The 17,749-nt window shown below is 58.4% G+C and carries 18 protein-coding genes and 1 pseudogene; 9 read left to right on the plus strand and 10 right to left on the minus strand.

What is annotated here, in order from left to right:
* Positions 1-199: 199 nt before the first annotated feature.
* The 3 genes from QMO80_RS32810 to QMO80_RS32820 are packed head-to-tail and all read right to left on the minus strand — an operon-like array spanning position 200 to position 4,135.
* Positions 200-1,810: an ATP-binding protein gene (locus QMO80_RS32810; protein WP_127758577.1), complete on the minus strand. Its 1,611-nt coding sequence runs from the start codon at positions 1,808-1,810 to the stop codon at positions 200-202.
* On the minus strand, positions 1,807-2,235 hold the full coding sequence (locus QMO80_RS32815; RefSeq protein WP_283201805.1) for an EcoRII N-terminal effector-binding domain-containing protein: 429 nt from the start codon (positions 2,233-2,235) through the stop codon (positions 1,807-1,809). Before QMO80_RS32815 ends, QMO80_RS32810 begins: the two co-directional genes overlap by 4 nt.
* Before the next feature lie 10 nt (positions 2,236-2,245).
* Positions 2,246-4,135 (minus strand): DEAD/DEAH box helicase, encoded by a 1,890-nt coding sequence (locus QMO80_RS32820; protein ID WP_283201806.1) that lies wholly within the window; start codon positions 4,133-4,135, stop codon positions 2,246-2,248.
* 55 nt (positions 4,136-4,190) lie between these two features.
* On the opposite strand from QMO80_RS32820, the gene QMO80_RS32825 reads away from it, so the two are divergent.
* Together QMO80_RS32825 and QMO80_RS32830 are read left to right on the plus strand one after the other, a co-directional pair.
* The gene (locus tag QMO80_RS32825) at positions 4,191-4,538 is read left to right on the plus strand and encodes a hypothetical protein (protein ID WP_283201807.1); all 348 of its coding nucleotides are present in this window, start codon (positions 4,191-4,193) and stop codon (positions 4,536-4,538) included.
* A 20-nt stretch (positions 4,539-4,558) separates the two neighbouring features.
* Positions 4,559-5,392: a DUF2971 domain-containing protein gene (locus QMO80_RS32830; RefSeq protein WP_283201808.1), complete on the plus strand. Its 834-nt coding sequence runs from the start codon at positions 4,559-4,561 to the stop codon at positions 5,390-5,392.
* Between the two features lie 20 nt (positions 5,393-5,412).
* Here QMO80_RS32830 and QMO80_RS33110 read toward each other — a convergent pair whose 3' ends face one another.
* Positions 5,413-5,604, minus strand: coding sequence for an HNH endonuclease (locus QMO80_RS33110; protein ID WP_369685957.1), 192 nt, complete (start codon positions 5,602-5,604; stop codon positions 5,413-5,415).
* A gap of 146 nt (positions 5,605-5,750) precedes the next feature.
* Between QMO80_RS33110 and QMO80_RS33115 the strand changes: the two genes are divergently transcribed.
* Positions 5,751-6,197: a hypothetical protein gene (locus QMO80_RS33115; RefSeq protein WP_369685958.1), complete on the plus strand. Its 447-nt coding sequence runs from the start codon at positions 5,751-5,753 to the stop codon at positions 6,195-6,197.
* Here the strand turns inward: QMO80_RS33115 and QMO80_RS32840 are convergent.
* The 3 genes from QMO80_RS32840 to QMO80_RS32850 all read right to left on the minus strand — a co-directional run bounded on the left by QMO80_RS32840 (position 6,178) and on the right by QMO80_RS32850 (position 8,496).
* Entirely contained in the window at positions 6,178-6,606 is a 429-nt protein-coding gene (locus QMO80_RS32840) for a hypothetical protein (protein ID WP_283201810.1), read from the minus strand. The genes QMO80_RS33115 and QMO80_RS32840 overlap by 20 nt on opposite strands.
* Positions 6,607-6,829: 223 nt before the next feature.
* Positions 6,830-7,540, minus strand: coding sequence for an SMC-Scp complex subunit ScpB (locus tag QMO80_RS32845; RefSeq protein ID WP_283201811.1), 711 nt, complete (start codon positions 7,538-7,540; stop codon positions 6,830-6,832).
* A gap of 2 nt (positions 7,541-7,542) precedes the next feature.
* Positions 7,543-8,496: a DUF1403 family protein gene (locus tag QMO80_RS32850; protein ID WP_283201849.1), complete on the minus strand. Its 954-nt coding sequence runs from the start codon at positions 8,494-8,496 to the stop codon at positions 7,543-7,545.
* 124 nt (positions 8,497-8,620) lie between these two features.
* Here QMO80_RS32850 and QMO80_RS32855 point away from each other — a divergent pair, with 124 nt between their 5' ends.
* Together QMO80_RS32855 and QMO80_RS32860 are read left to right on the plus strand one after the other, a co-directional pair.
* Positions 8,621-9,733 (plus strand): site-specific integrase, encoded by a 1,113-nt coding sequence (locus QMO80_RS32855; RefSeq protein ID WP_127758549.1) that lies wholly within the window; start codon positions 8,621-8,623, stop codon positions 9,731-9,733.
* Positions 9,734-10,028: 295 nt separating this feature from the next.
* Positions 10,029-10,430 (plus strand): VOC family protein, encoded by a 402-nt coding sequence (locus QMO80_RS32860; protein WP_127758550.1) that lies wholly within the window; start codon positions 10,029-10,031, stop codon positions 10,428-10,430.
* A gap of 979 nt (positions 10,431-11,409) precedes the next feature.
* Here QMO80_RS32860 and repC read toward each other — a convergent pair.
* The 3 genes from repC to repA all read right to left on the minus strand — a co-directional run bounded on the left by repC (position 11,410) and on the right by repA (position 15,081).
* Positions 11,410-12,654, minus strand: coding sequence for a plasmid replication protein RepC (gene repC / locus QMO80_RS32865; RefSeq protein WP_127758551.1), 1,245 nt, complete (start codon positions 12,652-12,654; stop codon positions 11,410-11,412).
* A 156-nt stretch (positions 12,655-12,810) separates the two neighbouring features.
* Positions 12,811-13,806 (minus strand): plasmid partitioning protein RepB, encoded by a 996-nt coding sequence (gene repB / locus QMO80_RS32870; protein WP_283201812.1) that lies wholly within the window; start codon positions 13,804-13,806, stop codon positions 12,811-12,813.
* Between the two features lie 84 nt (positions 13,807-13,890).
* Entirely contained in the window at positions 13,891-15,081 is a 1,191-nt protein-coding gene (gene repA / locus QMO80_RS32875; RefSeq protein ID WP_127758553.1) for a plasmid partitioning protein RepA, read from the minus strand.
* A 365-nt stretch (positions 15,082-15,446) separates the two neighbouring features.
* Here repA and traI point away from each other — a divergent pair.
* From traI to QMO80_RS32895, 4 genes and pseudogenes are all read left to right on the plus strand, one after another.
* Positions 15,447-16,084 (plus strand): annotated as a pseudogene (gene traI, locus QMO80_RS32880) (acyl-homoserine-lactone synthase TraI).
* Positions 16,081-17,052, plus strand: a complete 972-nt coding sequence (trbB, locus tag QMO80_RS32885) for a P-type conjugative transfer ATPase TrbB (RefSeq protein ID WP_283201813.1) — start codon at positions 16,081-16,083, stop codon at positions 17,050-17,052. Before traI ends, trbB begins: the two are co-directional and overlap by 4 nt.
* Positions 17,042-17,449: a conjugal transfer pilin TrbC gene (gene trbC, locus QMO80_RS32890; RefSeq protein WP_283201814.1), complete on the plus strand. Its 408-nt coding sequence runs from the start codon at positions 17,042-17,044 to the stop codon at positions 17,447-17,449. The genes trbB and trbC overlap by 11 nt, the downstream gene beginning before the upstream one ends.
* On the plus strand, positions 17,442-17,741 hold the full coding sequence (locus QMO80_RS32895; RefSeq protein WP_283201815.1) for a conjugal transfer protein TrbD: 300 nt from the start codon (positions 17,442-17,444) through the stop codon (positions 17,739-17,741). Before trbC ends, QMO80_RS32895 begins: the two co-directional genes overlap by 8 nt.
* Positions 17,742-17,749 lie beyond the last annotated feature (8 nt).

Genomic DNA, 17,749 nt, shown 5'->3' on the forward strand with positions numbered 1-17,749 from the left:
ATCACCGGCGAAATTGCCCGGCCGGAAATGCACGTCCAGCCGCCGCCATCCTATCAGGGTCCGCAGCGTAAAAGTCTGGCCGGCAGGGTAGCCGGCTGGCTGGAGTTCGAGCCAGCGCGTGCCGTCGTTGTCCCGGCCCTCCCGGCCGGAAAATTCCAGTCCGGTTTCAGCGGAAATCCGCTCCGCAAGCGAGCGTGAATCAGGCAACATCCTTATCCACGTCAGGTTCGGGCAGCGTTTCTACGAGCTTTTCCAGAATGCGTGAGACCTCGAAGCGCATGTCACGGAACATGGAGGCAGTATGGTCCTGCACTGTGGAGAGTTCCGCGACGGCCAGTGCCCACATCAGGGAGTCGAGACCCTGCATGGTCACACTGCGATTAAGGTTCGGGATGTAGACCTTCTGGTAGTAGGGGTGACTGGTGTTGATCCGAATGCCCTTGTGCCCCTCGATCAGCGCCGGTTCAAACAGCAAACCGTTGTTGATACCCTCTACCGGCTGCACGAAAACCTCGCCCGGTCTTTTGGCCGACGTAATTGTCAACTTCAGACGGGTTGTACCGTGTTTGTTTTCAACGATGGCTTCGCCGGTATTCGGGTCCGCGATATTGACCTTGGGGCCGCCGGCCGCCGCCTCGCGGTTGCGAATATTGGTGTTGGAGGTATCGTGAGCTCCCTCCCCCTTTTTCGAGATAACCTTCTGCTGTCCCTCGCGATAACGGCGATTGGCTTCCCGTCGCGGAGCGGGAAGAAATTCACCTTGCAGCCAGTTCGCCAGATCGTCATTCAGAATAATCTGCGACTTCTTGATATCGAGATGGAAGGCATCGTCCAGCTTGTGGTCGAACGAAAATTCGATGCGCAGGCCGGTCAGATGCGGTTCTTTCTGGTAAAGCCCAAGCCAGTCTGCATCGTGAATGAGACGGTTTTCGCGATAGATGTATATGCCTTGGCGATCGTTCGACAATTTCGCCGCAGCTGCCGCCTTTTCATCCGGAAACTCTTCCCGGCGCGGAAGGATAAATGCTCGCACCGTGAACGATGCCTTCCGGTTGTCTGACAGCTCTGTTTCGATAGGCTCGTCTGCGACCAGTTCCGATAACTTGGACTGGAACGGGTCCCAGGCTGCGACGGGCCTGCCATTGAGTTCCATGATGACGTTTCGGGCGCGCTCGTCTTCCGGGTCGAGGAAGCGTTGATAGACCATGGAAAGATGCTCGCGAAGGGCGTCCTCGCGGGACTTCAGCGCCTTGCGCGCCGGGGCCCCGGCCGGATCCTGGTATTCCTTCAGCAACCTGTCCACGTCCTCCCACAAGACGACAGTACCGGCATGGCCGAGAGCTACGGCATCGAGGTTTTCGAGCGCTTCCGGATCGCATTCCTCGTTCAGGAGCAGCGACCATTTGTTGACTCTGGCAACGTGGTACAGGTCCCAGGTCGCCATCAGCGCCGGAGTATTGCCGTCCGGCCGGGAAATCACCGACAGCTTCTTGCAGAAGGCCGTTGAGGCGGTTTTCAGACCAAGACCATATTTGCCAAGGCTGGCGGCGCTAGGGCGTGCTTTCGAGCCATACTGCATGGCGTTAATCAGGCCATCCCGGTTCATGCCGTCGCCGTTGTCAGCAATCATCAGACGGATGTTGCCGCGCAGATCGGCAGCAAGCCAGAGCTGGACATGGGTCGCGTTCGCAGCAATGGAGTTGTCCACGATGTCGGCAACTGCCGTATCGAACTCATAGCCAGTGTCACGCAGGCCTACGATAACCCGCTCCGGGTCCGGTGGCAGTTCAATTTCTTCAATGCTGCTCATTTTCCCCCCTGAATTTCGATTACGCGCCAGCCAGTTCCTAGTTTCAGGACGCCCTTTGCCCGTTCCGTTTGCTGCTTGCGTCTATGGGTGATGCGATATCGGTCATCGTCATCTCTCACCAGAATGACTTCATCGCCAGGAACCAGATTTGCCTGACGAATGTATTTGGTCATTCTGGTCAACCTGTACTCGTTACGTGTACCGTCAAAAAACTTGTTGTTGTAATAGATGAAGGCAAATTCCCAGAAGGTGCCCCCATCATCCACAAAATTCAGGTGACATCTCGGGTTGTACTGGCCTGGGTCGAGGCGGGGAAAGAACGACAGCAACCGTTCCTCTCTGGGCACCAGGATGCCGGCCTGGTGCCCACCGGTTTCGCCCGTATCGTTGGCGCTCAGCACCTTTGCAATTGTTTGCTCTGCCATATCTTGCCTGTTAAGCCCCCTTCGCTGGCGACCGCATCAGCGCCGCGACGATATCGCCGTAATCATCTTCCCTGCCTTCAAGGCCCACAACCGCAGTGCCGGAAATCGCCCTCTTGCGCGCCAGTCGTTCATCCACCACGTCCTCGACCGTATCGGCCACGAGGAGTCGGTGAACTGTTACAGGCAATTGCTGGCCGCGCCGGTGAGCCCGGGCAGATGCCTGGTCTTCGAGTGCCGGATTCCATTCCGGATTATAGTGGATCACATGGTTGGCGGCTGTAATGTTGAGGCCAGCTCCTCCGGCCTTCGGGTTCAGCACGAGTGCCTCCCCGCCCTGGACGGCGCTGAAGCGGTCAATCAGCGGCTGGCGATCATCAATAGGCAGACGACCGTCGATCACGCCGGCAAAAGCTCCAAAACGGGTCTTGATGTGCCGGGCGATCATATCGGCCATTGCCGTAAATGATGTGAAGATGATCACCTTCTCGCCACGTGCGAAAATCTCTTCCACGATCTCGTCCATGCGCCGGAACTTCGAGAAGGACATGGGATCGGCCGTGGCGGTATTGCCACTCATCAGGTCGGGGTGAGCGCAGAAACGGCGCAATGATGTCAGGGCGACGAGAGTCGCGGCCGCACCATATTCCGAATAGATGCGTTCGCGCTCGGCGTCATAGGCCGCTATCTCGCCTTCATCAAGTTCAACCACCTGGGGAATATCGATCCGCCTTGGCAGGTCCTGCGCTACCTCGGCAACACGTCGGCGCAACATGAGCGGCGAAACCAGCGGTTCCAGCTTCGCTGCGCCATCAACATCATCGGCATATTCTGACCCGAAGGTCTTTGCGTCCCCAAGATGACCAGGCAGGACAAAATCCACGATCGACCATAGATCGAGCAGACGATTTTCGACAGGCGTCCCCGTCACGGCCAGACCAGCCTCACGCTGGAGCCGTTTTACGGCCTTTGTCCGTTGGGCGTCGGGGTTCCGGATGAACTGTGCCTCGTCCAGCACAATCACCTTCCAGACGATCATGTTGAGCAGACTGTTATCGCGGACGGCATTGTCATAGGAGGTCACGACGACATCGTACTCCTTCAGCTCTGAAGGCCTGCCCGTTCGAACAGCCCCATGGTGCTTCAGCACTGTGAGATGCGGCGCGAATTTCGAGATTTCCCGCCGCCAGTTCTCCAGCAACGAACCGGGTGCGATGATCAGCGCTGGCCGCAACGGCGGACCACCGGAATCGCTGAGCGCGCTGATGATCTGCAGGGTTTTGCCGAGGCCCATCTCGTCGGCCAGAAGGCCGCCGACTCCCTCAGCAAGCAGGAACTTCAGCCAGCGCCAGCCGGAAATCTGGTATGGATAAAGGGTCGCCTGCACTCCATCCGGCACATCATCGCCGGAGGGTGTGAAAGCGAGTGGGGAAATCGCCCGGTCAGCTGTCCGGTCCTCGATAGATGCTCCGGAGCCGGCAGCCTTCCGGATGGCAAGAAAGGCCTTGAGAGAGTCAGCTTCCCCGAGGGTTACGCCAGTGCTTCGCACCAGTTCCCGGATTTCCGCGCCGGCAGCCGGTTCGATCGGATACCAGGAGCCTTCAGCGACCTTGTGGCCGCGTTCCAGGTCCGCGAGATCAAGAGATACTTCCACGCCTCGGCTGGTGGACGTGATGCTGTAGGATGGCGCTTTGTTATTGCTGCCTTGCGAGATCGTCAGGGTCGGGACAAGGGGGTATCGCGAGGGGCGAAGGCCATCGACGCTTGTCGGGATCCAGTCGGCCGAAGGCCTCTTTTCCACGATGGCGCTGTAAATCTCGTCGGCAGACAGAAGACGTGTAGCTCCGGCCTCATCGATGAGCGAAAGTACCCCTCCCTGAATTTCCCACCCCGGTGTCGTCATATTCGCCTGATGCTCAAGTATATCCGTGGTTTGATATATCGATTGCACGGGCTACATGAAAGCCGCAAAGGCAAGAATTCGGTCGCAGAAACGGGCAAGCTGTTGTGTCACCAATCAGCCTTTCGGCTCGGGTCAGGCTCATGCTGGGGCTCCCGCTGCTACCTTGTTCACCGCTCCGGCGGCTGAAATTCATGAAGCGGGGTACCACCAGCGCGATGCCGACTTCTCCGATACTCTTCACTTCCTTTGGATCGGCCTTGCTCGTGGCATTTCGTTCCTGTGGGATCATGTTGGCGACGAGCGGCCGGAATGCACTTCACGCCTTCCCATGCATCTCAAGAGTCGAAAAGTCGGTTATCGCTTTTGGATGCGTGAGAAATCGTCTAATCAGAAAACGCTGTAAGCCGTCACGCTGAGGGAAAAATGCTCTACAAATATTGGCGTGTCAGCGAGCGCTCTTTGAATGCTCTTTCAGAAGGCATGCTTTACGCGCAGCATTTCACGCGGTTCAATGATCCTTTCGAATGCGGAGCTCATTTCGTTGCTGGCCAGATTGATCCTGAGAAGGAGCCAGAGCGTTTTGCTTTCATGATCAGGGCCTGGGGGTTTGATGATCCCGAGGCCGCTCCGCTTGAGGATGCTGAAGGATATTTTGAGCAGTTCGAAAGCTATAGCCTCGAAATGTCGCTTCCGGGAGTGCGAATCTGCTGTTTCGCCTCGGAGGTCGACAATCTCCTGATGTGGTCACACTACGGCGACGGATTGCGAGGCTTCTGTGTGGAATTTGACGAGGCGATTATCAGCGCAACGATCGCTAAACTTGCCGGTTTTCCTTTTATAACGGACGTCACCTACGCTGATACTCCGCCATCGGTAGATGGAATGGTGTTGGGCGTCCTCGGTGACCAGGTCGATTACGCTTATATGTGTTTCCATGAGGAAAAAAACGACTTTTGGCTGGAGGAGGCAAAGCGCCTCGAAGGTGAGATACAAAATCTGTTTCGCCAAGGGTTCGCCACCAAGCCTTTAGCTTGGAGCTACGAACAAGAGCGTCGTCTCATTGTTCAAACAGATCAGCATGACATGGAACCGCTCACTATCCAGTTCCCGCCAGAAGCCGTGAAATCGATCATTCTAGGTGAACTCATGTCGCCGGGGGATCGTGCACGGATCGAGCAGATTGCAGGATCCTATCCAGCGGCAAGTATACGTACAGCACGAAGGGAGCTCTTCACCTATAAGCTGAAGATCGGATGATAAGGGTACGCCCGAACACTTCACTCAGGGTCCGAATGCTCGGGATAAAAGGGCGAAACTGGCTGCAGGCCCGCGGCCTTCTTAAGGTTGCAGGGCTCACATAGCAGTTGGAGGTTCGTGACGTCGTTCGCACCGAACCGCGCCAGTGGCACGATGTGTCGTACCGCTCTGTCTCGAGACGGTTGATCACCATTGCCAAGCTGCGCTTGCATTCCCGGCACTCCCCCTTGTCCCTATGGAAAACCGCCCGACGCGCCCACGCTGGAATCGGCACGCGCTTCAATCTTCCAGCCTGCGTCATGAACTCCTGACCGAAACCGGCGCCGTCAATGTATCTGGCACAAAGCTCGTTGAAACTATGGAGGAAACGAACGTCGTTGAAGAATACGTGGAATACCTCGTCAACAAGGTCGTCCATTGCAGAATGGTATGCCTCGGATTCCGAAACGAACGTATAGAAGTCGTCCTCGTCGACCAGGTTCATGGCGGTAAAAGGCACTTTGTAGGTTTGGAGGAAGCCGATCAGGAAGCGGGGCTCGTGCTCGTCCCGACGGTCCATCTCCTCCTCGATAATGTCGCGAATGATCGCATTAAGGAAATGGTGGAGATTGGTAAACTTGTGAAACGGCCTCATCAGGTTGAGCACCTGCATATCCCCGAGAATCTCTTCGATGCCACGAAGATATGCGCCGTCGTCCTTGACTACATTGAATACCGCGTTGGCGAAGTAGTAGACGCTAAAGCCCCGGGCCTGGTAATAATGCCTCGACTTGTCAGCCATAAGGCTAGCCCAGCGGCAATTTGACGCCGTGCTGCTCCAACCGCTTGCGGGCGGCCGCTACTACATCGGGCTCGAACCTGTTGGGAAACTCCGCGACAACGTACTCGCCCGTGAACTCAGCCATTCCGCCTTCGCCCAAAGCTATGAATCCCGGGGTCGCGTTCGGGTTCAATGCCCAATCAGACAGTGTCGCGACCGCGCCGGCATTTGCGATCTTCCGTCGGGTGTAGCCGGCAGCTTGCGCGCGCCCATGCTTTTCACGATAGGTTTCCTCAAGCGCGGCAACGGCTTGCGCCAGACGGCGTTCGACAGGGTCGTCGAGATTGGCCCCACCGAGTTCGAAAAGCCGGCGCCGGCACGCAGCTACCATTTCGGTCGCGTTGAGCCGTTCGGCGTTCGCAAGCAGCTGTCTCACCTTGGTCGGATCGCTCATTTTAGCTGGATCAAGCTGACATTCTTGATCTCCTCCGATTGGCTTGTTCTGCGGCGCGATGAGTAATGAGCATGCTGCCCATGTGCTGCTAAAACCCACAGTTGTGGGATACCATCCTGATGAAAGGCGTGAATTGGTCTTGCGGCTTGCACATGGTTAGCCGCTTCGAAGCGCGGCGGCAAGAAGATGGGATGCGCATCAGCTTTCGGGAAAATCAGATAGCTTACGTTTCCTCTGGATCTTCGAAATAAGTCGTGCCTTCATCTGAAACGGCCTTAGTAGTTTCTACTGAATGATCTGCCTTATTCAGTAGACCAGCGTGTTCAAGCGCTTCGATATCGGGAAGGTCGCGCAGGGTCTCCATTCCGAAAGCGGAAAGAAAGTGTGGCGTTGTCACATAGGTATAGGGCGCACCCGGTGTCGGGCTTCGCGGCCCGGAGCCGATGAAACCCGCGCCCCGCAAGTTGCCGATGGTGTCGCGGCTCACCTCCTTGCCAAAGATCTTTGATAGCTCGCCGCGTGTCACCGGCTGGAAATACCCCACCGCCATCAGTACCATTGCCTCGAACTCCGACAGCGCGGCGGCCCCTCCCCTCGTTGGCGCCGAGGAAGCGCGGATCGTACCCGCGAACCGCGATCGGGTCCGGTGCTGCCAGCCGCCGGCGACCGACACGAGCTCGTAAGATCTATCACGCAGTTCCTCGATGAGATCGTCGATCAATAGGTCGATGCTGCAATCCTTCCCCACCACTCGCGCCAGCGTTTCGCGGCTGACCGGCTCGGCCGAGGCAAAGATCACCGCCTCCACCCGGAGCATCCATTCCCGCCAGCGCAGCTCCGCAGGTAGGTCTTCGAGCTCGCGATCGTACAGGACTTCTTGCTGTCGCTCTTTCGCCTGTCGCCCACTGGTTCTGGTTGCGCTCGCTCCCGCCATTGTCACAACCCAAATAGCCGAAAGGAGGAGCGGCCGGAGAGTTCCCGCACCGCCTCGAAACTTTCGAGGCGCTCGAACAGCCGGTTTGCCGCCCAGCGTGATAGGGTGCTGCCCGGCGCCGAGGCTGCTACAGCATCCTCGTTCAGCAGTCTGCGGATCACAGGCTCGGCGCCTTTTGTTCGCACCTTTGGCGCCACGGAGAGCAGGCGCGCGGCACGGCGGTCAATCTCCGCGGCGGAGCGCAAGGCGGCGTCGACGCCGCCGACAAGCGCCAGGCAGATTGCTCTTGGATAAGCCGGCTCGCCCGGCCGAATGCGGCCTCTGCCGCCGATCGTCCGAAAAGCCGGTCCATAGCGTTCGGGCAGCAGCAGCGGCACGGACTTCGGCCAATTCAGCTTGTGCGCCAGCGTGACCTCGGCGAGGCCGAACGCCATCACCTCGGCGTCCGGGCGAACGGCAGAGATCGCCGTTATCAGGTCCGCTACCGCGAAGGGTGTTGCGCGCCCGGACTGATTTGCGGAATCAACCATATCAGCGATCGAGGCAAGGCTGTCGTCCCATTTCATCCCCAGAAGCGCGGCAAGCTCCTTAACGAACGGTGTGGTGTGTATCCCGGATCGGCGCGCCAGCATTCTCGTGGCCAAAAACAGCTTTCCGGCCGGCCCGGGATCATCGCCCGTAGCGGTCAGCAAAATCGCATCGCGGATGGCATTTTCATCCTCGCTTCGGCCAAGCATTCTTGCGGCCACCGCCGCCGATTTGAGGGCCAACCGATCGCGCCAGCAGCCGAGCCATGGTGGATCGGCGCGGATCAGATCATCCAAGGATTTCAACGCAATGCCGGCGGCGAAGGCGGCGTCGGCTTCAGTGATGTCATGGGCGCGCGGTCGCGCCCAGCCTGGCAGGCGGGACGACCAAGTCGGCGTCGTTGGAGCGGCGGGGGTGAGCGAATCCATGCGGAAGAGCATAAATTGTACGAGCAGTTTACGCCAGCAATTTAATCCTAAACCGCACCGCCTGTCGAAAACAAATAACGTCCGATAATCTTGCATTATCGGACGTTTTCTCTTTATATAAAGAATGACCCAAATCATCGACCAGACCGCCCAAAACCACCGCCAAGAGAGCGCAGCGCCGTCTGACAGCACGGCGCATCCCAGTGATGTTTCCGCGCCGGCAGTGTCAGCCGACGCCTCCCCTCGCCTGCCGGCGCATCTGCAGGATCTCACTGATCGTGCCCGCGGCTATGTCGAGGCCGCCAGTTCCACCAATACCCGCAGGGCCTATGCCTCCGACTGGAAACATTTCACCGCCTGGTGCCGGCGTTCAAACCTCTCTCCCCTCCCCCCGGATCCGCAGGTCGTCGGCCTCTACATCACCGCGTGCGCGTCGGGAACCGCAGAACGCGGCATGAGAGCGAATACGGTTTCCACGATCGAACGGCGCCTGTCCGCCATCACCTGGAATTGTTCGCAACGCGGCAGGCCGCTCGATCGCAAGGACCGGGCCATCGCCACCGTGATGGCCGGCATCCGCAACACCCACGCGTCCCCTCCCCGGCAGAAGGAAGCCATTCTGCCGGAAGATCTCATCGCGATGTTGGAGACGCTGGATCGGAAAACCCTGCGTGGCCTGCGTGATCGCGCCATGCTGCTGACCGGCTTTGCCGGCGGCCTGCGCCGCTCGGAGATTGTCGGCCTCGACCTCGGTCGCGGCCAGACTGAGGATGGAAGCGGCTGGGTCGAGATCGTCGACAAAGGCATGCTCGTCACCCTGCACGGCAAGACCGGCTGGCGTGAGGTGGAGGTCGGTCGCGGCTCATCTGACGCGACATGCCCGGTCGCCGCGATCGAGACCTGGCTGAAGTTCGCCAGGCTGGCTCATGGCCCCCTCTTTCGCCGCGTGACCGGACAGGGCAAAGCTGTCGGGTCGGATCGGTTGAACGATAAAGAGGTTGCCCGCCTGGTGAAACGAGCGGCGATGTCGGCGGGGGTGCGCGGCGACCTCAGCGAGATCGAGCGCGCCTTCAAATTTTCCGGCCATTCGCTCAGAGCGGGTCTCGCCTCGTCTGCCGAAGTCGATGAGCGCTACGTCCAGAAACAGCTGGGTCATGCTTCCGCAGAGATGACTCGCAGATATCAGCGACGGCGGGACCGCTTCCGTGTGAATCTGACCAAAGCTTCAGGGCTTTAGCGATCCCTCTCCTCGGCACGGTGAAGTGCACGGAAATTTGGGTGTAGGACTCTCGCATAGCTCTATCGCCGAAATTGAAGGACGAAGGGCGTCCTGTCGTTGCTTGATCCGCGCTTTACGGTGAAGAGCCATGAAAGTATCTCTGCGCAGAACTGTGAGATCTTGATGCTGTTTCGGCGAGACGCCAACCTCGCTAACCTTGGCGCTCGTACGGCGTCTGCCCTGAATATGGGCCCTCGCCGGAAACAGGACCGCTCTCTGACGTGCTTGTAAGGAAAGACCAGGAGGAAGGCCCGTGGAAGTATCGGCCATTGATCATCTCGTCATCAACGTCACGGACGTGGAACGCCCCGCCGCTTGGTATGTGCAGGTTCTGGGCATGAAACGATTAGAGTACGGGAGTGATCGCGGCCATCCGCGTAAGGCTCTCATGTTCGGCTCACAACGGATCAACCTTCGTCCAGTCGCTATTACCAAGCAGGAATGGTTGACAGCAGACTATGAGGCTCCTGGAAGCGACGACCTATGCTTCTTGACCACGAGTTCGCCACAGGCCGTGGTGGCTCACCTGAAAGAGTGTGGGATTGAGATCGTTTCGGGTCCAGACCGCAGAGATGGAGCGCGCGGAGTCCTCCACTCCGTCTACTGTCGAGATCCAGATGGCAGCTTGATCGAAATTTCGTCTTACGCGGTGTGACCGAAAGACTTGCGCTCTAGCTGCGGTCTTCGCACCAATCCAGTTGAAATCGGCGTTTCGGCATCGCCCATTCGAAAAGCTCTGGCAGCTCCGCTAGGTCCTAAATCCCTTAGCTTGCTCACCATCATTTCGGTGCGCCATTCAAAGACGACCTCCCTCACAGAACCTTACGAGAGCTCTGGGCATGGCCAGCAGCCCCGTCCCCGGCTCCTGATTGATGCCGCTGGTCGGGCATCCACTCCTTGAACCCGGATCTGACGCTGCGCGAAATCGCGCCCCCGTTGCAACGGCTTCGCACTCCCCGCGGCGGCTCCAAACTATCGCCTTCCGCCGTGAAAAACCTCTTCGGTCACGCCGTCCGAATGAGATTGCTTGCTGGTGCCAGCAACACTGAGATTCCGATCGTCGACTAGAAGCGCAGCCCTCATCGCGGTTGAGGCGACTCTGTAGAATCGCCATTAGCCTGTTCGAGACTTGCAAACTGTGCGCCGTCCTGGGGCGCGGCCTCCGCTTCGCGTTCACCAGCGGCAGGCTTTCCTGCGCGTCGAGCTTAGCCAGGAGTCAGGCCATGATCCTCGGCCAGGTCGAAAACTTCCCGTCTGCAGCTATGCGATCGGATGGAGGTCCGGATTGATGACCACCGGTCTGTCGTTATGGGTAACGAGATGGCAGTGCCTCCATTTGAGCCTCACGCACGAGCACGGCTCGGCCCGAGCGAGCTTCATCACTCAAATCCGAGTTTTGAGGATTGCAAAACTGGTCTCCATCTGCCGCACCATCCAATCTGCTCCACGCCAGTTCGTTTTCTTTCGCCTTCCCACATTGGTGAGGTCCAGCCGGGTATTCGATCTTCAAAGTCCATAAACCCTTGTATCAAAGGAAGAAATTACGAAAAAAAACGGCTGACAAGTTGGCCGATCCGAGCTCGTGAGCGGAGCCGTATTTTCCAATACTCGTCGTCGACCTCGCAGCGCCAGGGTCAGGCGGTTCTTTGCCTTGCATCACCATTCACCCTCATGAGAGCCATGAGCATCGGCCCAAGCGAAAACTCCCCTCGCTCAGACCGCCTAGTGAGGTCCCTGAGATAACCGCCAGCAGAAGTTATGAAATTTGAACGCTCGAGAATGCAGGCGATGGCCACTGCTGCACTCTCCGGCCCCATCGCGCCGCATGCATCCTCATAGGCTGACGGGCTGACACCGAGCATGGACCGCACGACGACAGCCGCTGTCATGAGCTCGCGCCAGTGTTCAATACGGCCGTCGGGCCCATAGTCGGCAATCTGCGGGCAAGCACGAAGCACCATCCCAAGTGGGAAAACCTTGATCGGCTCGGATCTCGCCTTCCGCTGCCCCTGCGTGACACTCGTTGTATGAGCTTCTTGCACCAGGTTTTCGCCCCGCTCACTTCGAGAGCTAGGTTCAAATTCATTTATAAGTTCGGTATTTGAATTCTGTATATGGCGGTCAATCTGAACGGCATTGCCATGCATATTTTCAGTTTTAAACTGCATTTCCAGAATGTTGAGCACCTCTTCGCGCAGGAGCTCCATTTCATCCAGCGTCAGCTCCACTTGCGCCCTGTTCGCATAGCGAGGGAGGCGGGCAAGAATATCGACATACGCAGCTTCCACCTGCGCCCAGTTTCCAGCGGCACCCTCTTCTACTGCGGCCGAGATCAACTTCCGCACATCGCGACGGCAGATCGTGAGCGCTTCTTTGGCTCGCCGGAATCGAGACCGTTCTGCGGCTACGTCCTGCGCCATCAGCGCGAGCTCCCTGGCACGAGCCACAAGTGGGGTTAAATCAAATCCATATGCCTGCTCGACTTCGCCCTCGCGGTTGCGGTGTGCATACCGTTTGCCGTTTGGACTGTCGCGGCGCAGAATGAGGCCGGCATCGACAAGTGCCGCGAGTTGCCGCCGAAGTGTGGTCTCTGTTATTCCATGAGCCCGTAAAGACAGCTGCGCGTTGGAAGGGAAAACGACCAGCCCGCGGTTGGAGTCGAGTTCCACATCGGGGTAAAACGTCAGGAGTGCATCAAGGACGGCCAGCGCCCTGTCCTGGATTCCGAGACGTTCCCGTGCCTCGCACACGTCACGAAACACTTTCCATTTTTCAACCCGCGCGTCTGGATCCGGACGCTCGATCGCCATTTGGCCCCTGACGAGGGCAAGCGACATCGGCCGCCGCCCAAAGGGCGTCGTCACATGTTCCGTCTGCATTTTTCTCTCACCTTTCTTCAGGCAAAAGAAATCCGCTCACCAAATCGGCGCCAAGACTCTTGACTGTGATTCCGGGAAATGCGATTCTCGATCCTGCTAGAGATGACGAGAGAGGCTTCCACGGTTTACCGTTCGGGGGCCTTTTTCTTTTGCGGTTCAGTCTCCGTTAGTTTGCGTTTTCGATCCTTTGTACTCTTCGTACAAACGACCCATGTGAGACGACAGCCATTCGCTGAATGGCTTGGCTTCAACATTTGAAAGCTCGATAGCTACCTTCTTCGCCTTCGGATTCATCACGAAATTCAGTGAGCGATCGCTCGAAGTCCAGTCGCGGACCGGGGCCTCAGTCTTCGGCTTTTTCGCAGCTGATTTTGACTTGTACCGCTTCAGGTAGTCGTGAAGCGCATCGAAACGCTGGCCTTCAGGAAGCTCCCGGAGTTCGGCGGATTCCGAATACTCCACCGCCACCTTTGAGAGGGCAGGGGCAAGAACGAACTGGCGAAGGCTCAGCCAACGGTCCCGCCCGATTTTCTTGGATGCGCCTAATGCTGTGATAACTGAAGCCGGCACGGCATCGACCACGGACAGCATCTTGGAGAGCATCGCTTCATCTACGGCAAGTGACGACCGGACAACGTCCTTCGTCATTCCTGACGCAATCAGGTTCTGGGCGAAGTACGCACGCTCAATGAACGACAGGTTCGAACGGGCTGCGTTCTCCTGCCCTTGGACAATCGCCGAAGTGACGTCGTCGAGCTTCTTAACGATTGCCTTGACAGGAATTCCCAGCTCGCGTGCGACGCTCAGGCGACGATGGCCGAACACGACCATATATCGCTTGGCATCTGCCGAACTTGGTCGAACAAGGATAGGCGTCGTCTGTCCTGATTCCTTGATAGCCTGGAGCAGTTCCTGGAATTCCTCCCCGTCGTCAGACAGGCGGTCGGCGACAAAGGAGACATCGATCAAGCGCGGATCGAGATCCACGATCACCTCGCCTTCCATGAGCTTCTTCGTGTTCTCGGCCATGTCCTCGATGGACCGAACAACCGTCTTGGCTGCTCCCGTCATGCCATAGCCCGGCTTGGTCGGCGTCTGATTTGCCGAGATCGATGCCATATCGAGCTTCGCAAACGGGTTTTCACGAGACATGGGTAGCCTCCGGGGTTGCCGTCAACGCCGATAAGTCACTGACGTCGTTTAACAAAACGATAAAAAAAACGGCTGACAAGTGTCTCATTTTCTCCCCCAGACGCCGTGGATGAGGTCAACGATTTCCGCGTTAGCGGCGTTCAAGCTTTCCTTGGCCCTGTCATAGGTCGCTCGGACGAAGTCGCCCCGCTCAACCTCATATAAAGTCTGCTTCTTGATCGAAGCATCGGAGATCGCGGTCGACTTCAGGACGTGATTTCTCAGCATCTGCTGTGCGAACATTGATTGCATGAACCCAACCATCTGAGCCTGCGGGATATCGGTGGGCTCAAATCTTGTTATGAGGTACCGGAACCACTGAACACGCATTTCGGCGCCGGCCTCGGCAACCGGCCCCATGATCCCGCCAAGCATCATGAGGAACTGGCTCATTGACATGATGTCCAGCATCTGAGGATGGATAGTGATCAGAATTCCCGTCGAGGCCATGAGCGCAGTAATCGTCAGATAGCCCAATTGTGGAGGGCAATCGATCACGACGACGTCGTACTTGTCATCGACCTGCTTCAGAGCACTGGCAATCCGCATATAGAACAGTCGACCGTCCTCTCCCTTCTTGGAGGAGATCGCCAACGGCACGTCATACTCGTATTCCTGCAGAACCAGGTTCGCTGGTACAACGTCCAGGCCTGGAATATTGGTTGGCTGGATTACATCGCCGATTGGCTTGCGATCATCGTCAAAGCGAAGCGCCTCATAGAGAGAGGCCGTATCATCAAGTTCTGGCTGAATCCCGAAGAGGGAAGTCAGGGATGCCTGCGGATCGAGATCAACCGCCAGCACCCGATGGCCGGTGAGTGCGAGATATTGCGCCAGATGCGCGGCTGTCGTCGTCTTGCCGCTCCCGCCCTTGAAGTTAACGACCGACACGACCTGCATCGGCTCGCCCTCCTTCCGCTTGGGCACATAGTATCTCTTGTCCGATTTCTTGTTAGCCTCGAGATAATCACGAAGCTCCAGCATCTGGTCGGCCGTGTAGTATCGTCGTCCACCGATTGACTCTATCTCAGGCCCCTTGCCATCGGCATGGATCTGTCTGAGATGGGTTTGAGTTACACCCATGAAGTCAGCAGCCTCCGCAAGCTGAAACTTGCGCAGCCCCTTGCGGGCATCAGGCGGGTACTGCTGGCTGCGCAACATGTGCAACGCGCTTGAGATCTTCGCCCCTTGCTGGGCGATCTCAACATCAAATCTGTTGGGCAACGTATTGCTCATTTCGCGAACTATTTCCCGGGGTTCTTCACTTTCGAAAAAATGGCTGGAATACCATTATTTGCGAAACTATCTCCCGATTCCGTCGCGCTTGGCAAGATATTTAAGGTTAACAAAAGGTTAACGCGGCGCTCACACATTTCGGTCGAATCTCGATTCATCCATATGGATCCGTGGCTTATCGCAAAATTGCAGGCTGACGCTCATCCACCGGAAATGCAGATCTGCAGCCACGACCACACGTCTGGTCATCGTTTTCACGGCACTTAACCGCGATTCGGCAGAATCGCGTAGGTGCAGATCTGCATGTGGCCAGACGCGATTCGTGATGATTTCTGTATGCCCCAGTTCGAATCACGGAGTGGAGCATGCACATCAAGGTTGTTTCGCCGGACGTTTACGAGAAGCACTTCGGGTTGCTGACGCAAATGCATCGCCTTCGTGCCGAGGTCTTCGGATCGCGCATGGGTGGGACGTGACCGTCTTGGACGGCGAAGAGCGAGATCAGTTCGACGATCTTGCACCGACTTACATCCTTGCCGTCGATAACGAGCACCGGGTCGCCGGCTGTGCCCGCCTTCTCCCAGCATCAGGCCCGACCATGCTCACGGTTACATTCCCGGCATTGCTGGCTGACAGCTCACTCATCGCCCATTCCGGCCTGGTCGAGAGCTCACGCTTCTGCGTCGACACGGCGTACGAGGCGGGGAAGGGAGGCGGCCAACTGCATTCGGCCACGCTCGCTATGTTCGCTGGGATCATCGAGTGGTCGATGGCGAACGGCTACAAGGAGATTGTCACGGCGACTGACCTTCGCTTCGAGCGTATTCTGAAGCGAGCCGGATGGCCGATGAGGCGCCTCGGCGAACCGGCGCCGATCGGCAACACGATCGCTGTCGCCGGCAGCCTCCCGGCCGACCGGGCAAGTTTCGAGCGTCTGCGGCCGCGGGGCTATCGCTCTGACATCTCTCCAAACGACGGCGCGTCAGTCAGGAGCGCGGCGTGACCCAGCTCCAATCTCACTTCCGTTTGGTGCGCAAGCTCCAGGACGCGCTTGGCGATCAGCTTTGCTTCGCGCTCGACGATGCGAGTGTTGTCGAGATCATGCTGAACCCGGACGGGCGGCTGTTTATCGAGCGTCTGGGCCACGGCATCGCGCCGGCCGGAGAGATGACGTCGGCTGCGGCAGAGGTCGTCATCGGTAGCGTGGCGCATGCGCTGCAATCCGAGGCCGACCACGATCAGCCGATCATATCCGGCGAATTGCCGATCGGCGGCCATCGTTTCGAGGGCCTGCTGCCGCCCGTGGTGTCGGCGCCGACTTTCACGATCCGCCGGCGCGCCTCGCGACTGATTGCGCTCGACGATTACGTCAAGTCGAAGGTGATGACCGAAGCCCAGGCCTCGGTCCTCAGGAGCGCGATCTCGAACCGCTTGAACATCGTCATCTCCGGCGGCACGGGGTCCGGCAAGACGACGCTCGCCAATGCGGTGATTGCCGAAATCGTAGCAACCGCGCCTGAGGATCGTATGGTGATCCTGGAGGACACTGCCGAGATCCAATGCGCGGCGGAGAACGCGGTCTCACTGCACACCAGCGACAGCGTCGACATGGCAAGGCTCCTCAAGAGCACCATGCGTCTGCGGCCCGACCGGATCATCGTCGGCGAGGTGCGCGACGGCGCGGCGCTGACATTGCTGAAGGCCTGGAACACCGGCCACCCCGGCGGCGTGACGACTGTGCACTCGAACACGGCAATGTCGGCGTTGCGACGCCTCGAGCAGCTGACGGCCGAAGCCAGCCAGCAGCCGATGCGGGAGGTGATCGGCGAAGCCGTCGACCTGGTCGTCTCGATCGAGCGGACTGGCCGCGGCCGCCGTGTGCGCGATGTGATCAATGTCGAGGGCTTCAAGAACTCCACCTATCAGACTGAACATTATGCCCAGATCGATGAGGACAGTCATGCAGCGTAAGTTTCATCATGTCGTGGTCGGCAGTGCAGTTGCTCTCGTGTCGGCGGTCGTGCTGGTTTCGCCGGCACTGGCGTCATCCGGCGGCGGTGGCCTCCCGTGGGAATCACCGCTGCAGCAGATCCAGCAATCGATCACCGGTCCAGTGGCTGGCTTCATTGCGCTGGCGGCGGTGGCGATCGCCGGCGGCATGCTGATCTTCGGCGGCGAGCTCAACGACTTTGCCAGACGTCTTTGCTACATCGCATTGGTCGGCGGCGTGCTGCTCGGCGCAACCCAGATCGTCGGCTTGTTTGGCGCGACCGGCGCCACGGTCGGCAGCATCGAGCCGCAGATCAGGCATCACGCCATCGAACAAATCGAGCTCGCGCTGCGGGTAGGGGAGGGGGCTCATGGCTGAGACCGGCTCCAACCTCGTGCGTTCACGGATTCATCGGGCGCTCTCGCGGCCCAATCTCCTGATGGGCGCCGATCGGGAACTGGTGCTGCTCAGCGGGCTCGCGGCGATCATCCTGATCTTCGTGGTGCTGACCTGGTATGCGGCGATCTTCGGACTGGCCCTTTGGCTGGTGGCCATCGCAGCGCTTCGGATGATGGCGAAATCCGATCCGCTGATGCGCCGGGTCTATCTGCGGCACGTCTCCTACCGGTCTTCGTACCGGGCAACGTCAACGCCCTGGCGACGCTATTGAGGGACGCG

The organism is Rhizobium sp. BT03 (genome assembly GCF_030053155.1).
Taxonomy (GTDB): domain Bacteria; phylum Pseudomonadota; class Alphaproteobacteria; order Rhizobiales; family Rhizobiaceae; genus Rhizobium.

Coding starts and splice junctions, on each gene's coding strand:
- QMO80_RS32810 (WP_127758577.1), bottom strand. CDS start 1,810: ATGAGCAGCATTGAAGAAATTGAACTGCCACCGGACCCGGAGCGGGTT.
- QMO80_RS32815 (WP_283201805.1), bottom strand. CDS start 2,235: ATGGCAGAGCAAACAATTGCAAAGGTGCTGAGCGCCAACGATACGGGC.
- QMO80_RS32820 (WP_283201806.1), bottom strand. CDS start 4,135: ATGACGACACCGGGGTGGGAAATTCAGGGAGGGGTACTTTCGCTCATC.
- QMO80_RS32825 (WP_283201807.1), top strand. CDS start 4,191: ATGAAAGCCGCAAAGGCAAGAATTCGGTCGCAGAAACGGGCAAGCTGT.
- QMO80_RS32830 (WP_283201808.1), top strand. CDS start 4,559: ATGCTCTACAAATATTGGCGTGTCAGCGAGCGCTCTTTGAATGCTCTT.
- QMO80_RS33110 (WP_369685957.1), bottom strand. CDS start 5,604: ATGCAAGCGCAGCTTGGCAATGGTGATCAACCGTCTCGAGACAGAGCG.
- QMO80_RS33115 (WP_369685958.1), top strand. CDS start 5,751: ATGGAGGAAACGAACGTCGTTGAAGAATACGTGGAATACCTCGTCAAC.
- QMO80_RS32840 (WP_283201810.1), bottom strand. CDS start 6,606: ATGAGCGATCCGACCAAGGTGAGACAGCTGCTTGCGAACGCCGAACGG.
- QMO80_RS32845 (WP_283201811.1), bottom strand. CDS start 7,540: ATGGCGGGAGCGAGCGCAACCAGAACCAGTGGGCGACAGGCGAAAGAG.
- QMO80_RS32850 (WP_283201849.1), bottom strand. CDS start 8,496: ATGGATTCGCTCACCCCCGCCGCTCCAACGACGCCGACTTGGTCGTCC.
- QMO80_RS32855 (WP_127758549.1), top strand. CDS start 8,621: ATGACCCAAATCATCGACCAGACCGCCCAAAACCACCGCCAAGAGAGC.
- repC (WP_127758551.1), bottom strand. CDS start 12,654: ATGCAGACGGAACATGTGACGACGCCCTTTGGGCGGCGGCCGATGTCG.
- repB (WP_283201812.1), bottom strand. CDS start 13,806: ATGTCTCGTGAAAACCCGTTTGCGAAGCTCGATATGGCATCGATCTCG.
- repA (WP_127758553.1), bottom strand. CDS start 15,081: ATGAGCAATACGTTGCCCAACAGATTTGATGTTGAGATCGCCCAGCAA.
- trbC (WP_283201814.1), top strand. CDS start 17,042: ATGCAGCGTAAGTTTCATCATGTCGTGGTCGGCAGTGCAGTTGCTCTC.
- QMO80_RS32895 (WP_283201815.1), top strand. CDS start 17,442: ATGGCTGAGACCGGCTCCAACCTCGTGCGTTCACGGATTCATCGGGCG.